Genomic DNA, 4,424 nt, shown 5'->3' on the forward strand with positions numbered 1-4,424 from the left:
CGGCCCGACCAGCCGGGTCCCGCTCGTGCTGGACCTCGCCATCGCCGCCCTCACCTCACGCGGTATCGGAGTCGCCGAGGTCAACTACGGCGGCTCCACCGGCTACGGGCGTGAGTACCGCGAGCGGTTGCGGCACCAGTGGGGGGTGGTCGACGTGGAGGACTGCGCGACGGTGGCCCTCGCGCTGGCCGAGGAGGGCACCGCCGACCGGGACCGGCTGGCGATCCGGGGCGGCAGCGCGGGCGGCTGGACCACCGCTGCCTCACTGACCGGAACCGACGTCTACGCCTGCGGCACGATCAGCTACCCGATCCTGGACCTCACCACCTGGGGCCCCGGCCGCACCCACGACTTCGAGTCGCGCTACCTGGAGTCCCTCGTCGGTCCCTTCGCCGAGGTGCCCGACCGCTACACCGAGCGCTCGCCCGCCCATCGGGCCGACCGGCTCACCGCCCCCTTCCTGATCCTCCAGGGGCTGGACGACGTGATCTGCGCGCCCGAGCAGTGCGAGCAATTCCTCGACCGCATCGCGGGCCGGGGCGTCCCGCACGCCTACCTGGCCTTCGCCGAAGAGGGCCACGGCTTCCGCCGCGCCGACACCATGGTCCGCGCGATGGAGGCGGAACTGTCCCTGTACGCCCAGGTGTTCGGCTTCGACCTGCCCGGCGTCCCGAAACTGGAGCTCGGCACGTGAAACAACTGAAGCGCCCCAGTCGTCTCGCCCCCGGTGCCCGCGTGGCCGTGGTCGCGCCCAGCGGGCCGGTGCCCGACGAACGGCTGCGCGCGGGCCTCGACCTGCTGCGCGGCTGGGGCCTCGACCCGGTCGCCGCACCCCATGTGCTGGACCGGCACGGCCAGTTCGGCTACCTCGCGGGCGCCGACGCCGACCGGGCCGAGGACCTCCAGCGGGCCTGGTGCGACCCGTCGGTCGACGCGGTGCTCTGCGCGCGCGGCGGTTACGGCGCCCAGCGGATGGCCGATCTGCTCGACTGGGAGGCGATGCGGGCGGCCGGCCCGAAGGTGTTCGTCGGCTTCAGCGACATCACCGCCCTGCACGAGGCGTTCGCCACCCGTCTGGGCCTGGTCACCCTGCACGGTCCGATGGCCGCCGGAATCGACTTCATCGGCAGCGAACGCGCCCGCGAGCACCTCCACGCGACCCTCTTCACCCCCGAGAAGGTCCAGCGGATCACCACCGACGGCAAGCCCCTCGTCCCCGGTCGAGCCCGGGGCACCACCCTCGGCGGCTGCCTCTCCCTTCTCGCGGCGGAACTCGGCACCCCGCACGCCCGTCCCTGCGCCCGTGGCGGCCTGCTCTGCCTGGAGGACGTCGGCGAGGAGACCTACCGCCTGGACCGGTACCTCACCCAGCTCCTCCGGGCCGGCTGGCTGGACGAGGTCCGCGGCATCCTCCTCGGCTCCTGGCAGGACTGCGACCCGTACGACGCCCTCCGCCCGATGCTCGCCGACCGGCTGGCCCCGCTCGGCGTCCCGGTCCTGGAGGGAGCGGGATTCGGGCACTGTCCGGACGCCCTGACGATCCCCTTCGGCATGGCGGCCGAACTGGAAGCGGAGGCGGGCACGTTGACCCTGGAGGAGCCCGCCCTGCGGTGACTTCCGGCCAGTGGCCCGGCGTACCCTGGCCCCATGCCCCACACCACGCCCCACTACCTCGCCCAGGGCCCCCGGGTGGCCGTCCGCCGGTTCCGGATGGAGGACGGGGCCGAGTTCACCGCGCGGGCCAGGGAGAGCAAGGATCTGCACCGGCCGTGGCTGGTGGTGCCCGAGAGCGACGAGGCGTACGCCACCTACGCCGGGCGGCTGCTCGGGGACGAGGGGCGGGCCGGGTTCCTGGTGTGCGAGAGGGACAGCGGGGACATCGCCGGGTTCATCAACATCAACAACATCGTCCGGGGCGGCTTCCAGTGCGGGGCGCTCGGGTACGGGGCGTTCGCGCACGCGGCCGGGCGGGGGCTGATGCGGGAGGGTCTCGAGCTGGTGATCGGGTACGCCTTCGGGCCGCTCGGGCTGCACCGGCTGGAGATCAACGTGCAGCCCGGCAACACCGCGTCCATCGCGCTCGCGCGCGGCGCCGGGTTCCGGCTTGAGGGGTTCTCGCCCGCCATGATCCAGGTCGACGGCGAGTGGCGCGACCACGAGCGCTGGGCGCTCACCGCGGAGATGCGGGGCTGAATCCCCGCTCAGGCCCCCGACTGGTCGGCGTACTCGAAGACCGTGCCGTCCGGGTGCATCACCAGCAGGTTCCGGCCCACCGGTGTCGGCACCGGACCGGCGATGATCCGCGCGCCCAGGTCCGCGAGCAGCCGGTGCGCCTCCTCGACGTCCTTCACGGCGATCGTCGCCGTCACCTTGCGCAGCACCTCCACTTCCGCCTCCGGCCCGCTCATCAGCAGGAACGACCCGATCGCGGCGACCTTCACCCCGCCGCGCTCGAAGCGCAGGGCCGTACCGCCCGCCAGCCGCTCGTAGAACGGGACCGCGGTCTCGAGGTCGTCGACGCAGATGCGCAGTGTGGCGCCAAGAATCTCCATGCAGAGAAGCCTAGTTGGGGCGGCCGGGGGCGCACAGGCCGTCGCCGCGCATCGGGGGAGTGCGCGGCGGCCGGGTGACGTGGAGGTGGTTTGGGTGCCGTGACCCCGGTTACGCGGAAGACCTCGGACGAACCGCACCACCGGGGCGCCCGCGGCCGGTCACACACCGTGACGGGTCGGGGCTCGTCGGGGGCCGGGCGGCCCGCCCGGTTTGCCGAGGACCGTCCGAGTCGCCTCGGACCCGCGGAAAGGAGACCCATGAACAACGACGAACTCGCCGAACTCGGGCAGCAGTTGCGGGTGGACAGCGTCCGCGCCGCAGACGCCGCGGCATCCGGACACCCCACCTCCTCGATGTCCGCCGCCGACCTGATGGCCGTGCTGCTCGCCAACCATCTGCGCTACGACTTCGAACGCCCGGACCACCCCGCCAACGACCGCTTCATCCTCTCCAAGGGGCACGCGTCCCCGCTGATGTACGCGGTCTTCAAGGCGGCCGGCGCCATCGACGACGCCGAACTGCTCACCTTCCGCAAGCTCGGCAGCCGTCTGGAGGGCCACCCGACCCCGCGCAGGCTGCCCTGGGTGGAGACGGCCACCGGCTCCCTCGGCCAGGGCCTCCCGGTCGGCGTCGGCATCGCGCTCGCGGGCAAGCGGCTGGAGCACTCCGACTACCGCGTCTGGGTGGTGTGCGGCGACAGCGAGATGGCCGAGGGCTCGATCTGGGAGGCCGCCGAGGCAGCCGCGTACGACAAGCTGGACAACCTCACCGTCATCGTGGACGTCAACCGGCTCGGCCAGCGCGGCCAGACCCGGCACGGCCACGACCTGGACGCCTATGCCCGCCGCTTCCAGGCGTTCGGCTGGCACACCGTCGAGATCGACGGCCATGACGTCGCCGCCATCGACCGCGCCTACAGCGAGGCCGAGTCCACCAAGGACCGTCCCACCGCGATCATCGCCCGCACCCTCAAGGGCAAGGGCGTCGCCGCCGTGGAGGACAAGGAGGGCAAGCACGGCAAGCCGCTGCCCGACGCCAAGGAGGCCATCGAGGAGCTGGGCGGCCCCCGCGACATCCGCGTCCACGTCAGCGAGCCGCCCGCCGCGACCCTGGAGAAGCCCGCCCACGAGCCGCTGAACCTGCCCCGCTTCGACAAGGGCGAGGAGGTCGCCACCCGCGACGCCTTCGGCAAGGCGCTCGCGGCGCTCGGCACCGCACGCGGTGACGTCGTCGCCCTGGACGGCGAGGTCGGCGACTCCACCCGCACCGGCGTCTTCGCCGAGGAACACCCCGAACGCTTCTTCGAGTCCTTCATCGCCGAGCAGCAGATGGTCGCCTCGGCGGTCGGCATGTCGGCACGCGGCTGGCTGCCGTACGCCTCCACCTTCGCGGCCTTCTTCAGCCGCGCCTACGATTTCGTGCGCATGGCCTCCATCAGCGACGCCTCGATCAACCTGGTCGGCTCGCACGCGGGCGTGGCCATCGGGCAGGACGGCCCCTCGCAGATGGGCGTCGAGGACCTGGCGATGTTCCGGTCCGTGTACGGCTCCACCGTGCTCTACCCCTGCGACGCCAACCAGACCGCCCGCCTGATCGCGTCCATGGCCGACCTGGACGGCATCCGCTACCTGCGCACCTCGCGCGGCGAGAGCCCGGTCATCTACGACGCCGACGAGGAGTTCCCCATCGGCGGCAGCAAGGTGCTGCGCTCCAGCGAGGAGGACCGGCTGACCGTCGTCGCGGCCGGGGTGACCGTGCAGGAGGCGCTGACGGCCGCCGACAAGCTCGCGGAGGAGGGCATCAAGGTCCGGGTCATCGACCTGTACTCGGTCAAGCCCGTCGACGTGGAGACGCTGCGCCGGGCCGCCGAC

General features: G+C 72.6%; 5 protein-coding genes. 4 read left to right on the forward strand and 1 reads right to left on the reverse strand.

Annotation, left to right across the window (positions count from 1 at the left end; translation table 11 throughout):
- The 3 genes from CCN33_RS25155 to CCN33_RS25165 form a co-directional block, all read left to right on the forward strand.
- Positions 1-694, forward strand: a 694-nt coding sequence (locus tag CCN33_RS25155; protein WP_140394668.1) for a S9 family peptidase, incomplete at its 5' end; no start/stop codon positions are given.
- On the forward strand, positions 691-1,614 hold the full coding sequence (locus tag CCN33_RS25160; RefSeq protein WP_086695757.1) for a S66 peptidase family protein: 924 nt from the start codon (positions 691-693) through the stop codon (positions 1,612-1,614). The genes CCN33_RS25155 and CCN33_RS25160, both read left to right, overlap by 4 nt.
- A gap of 33 nt (positions 1,615-1,647) precedes the next feature.
- Positions 1,648-2,193, forward strand: coding sequence for a GNAT family N-acetyltransferase (locus CCN33_RS25165; RefSeq protein WP_086695758.1), 546 nt, complete (start codon positions 1,648-1,650; stop codon positions 2,191-2,193).
- An 8-nt stretch (positions 2,194-2,201) separates the two neighbouring features.
- Here CCN33_RS25165 and CCN33_RS25170 read toward each other — a convergent pair whose 3' ends face one another.
- Entirely contained in the window at positions 2,202-2,552 is a 351-nt protein-coding gene (locus CCN33_RS25170; protein ID WP_086695759.1) for a VOC family protein, read from the reverse strand.
- Between the two features lie 168 nt (positions 2,553-2,720).
- Between CCN33_RS25170 and CCN33_RS25175 the strand changes: the two genes are divergently transcribed.
- Positions 2,721-4,424 (forward strand): transketolase (locus CCN33_RS25175; RefSeq protein ID WP_279628205.1); only part of this gene is annotated, 1,704 nt, incomplete at its 3' end.

It is taken from the genome of Streptomyces recifensis (assembly GCF_002154615.1).
Classification (GTDB): Bacteria; Actinomycetota; Actinomycetes; order Streptomycetales; family Streptomycetaceae; genus Streptomyces; species Streptomyces griseoluteus.

Bases quoted from the DNA above. Each gene is read 5' to 3' on its own strand.
- CCN33_RS25165 (WP_086695758.1), top strand. From the start codon at position 1,648: ATGCCCCACACCACGCCCCACTACCTCGCCCAGGGCCCCCGGGTGGCC.
- CCN33_RS25170 (WP_086695759.1), bottom strand. From the start codon at position 2,552: ATGGAGATTCTTGGCGCCACACTGCGCATCTGCGTCGACGACCTCGAG.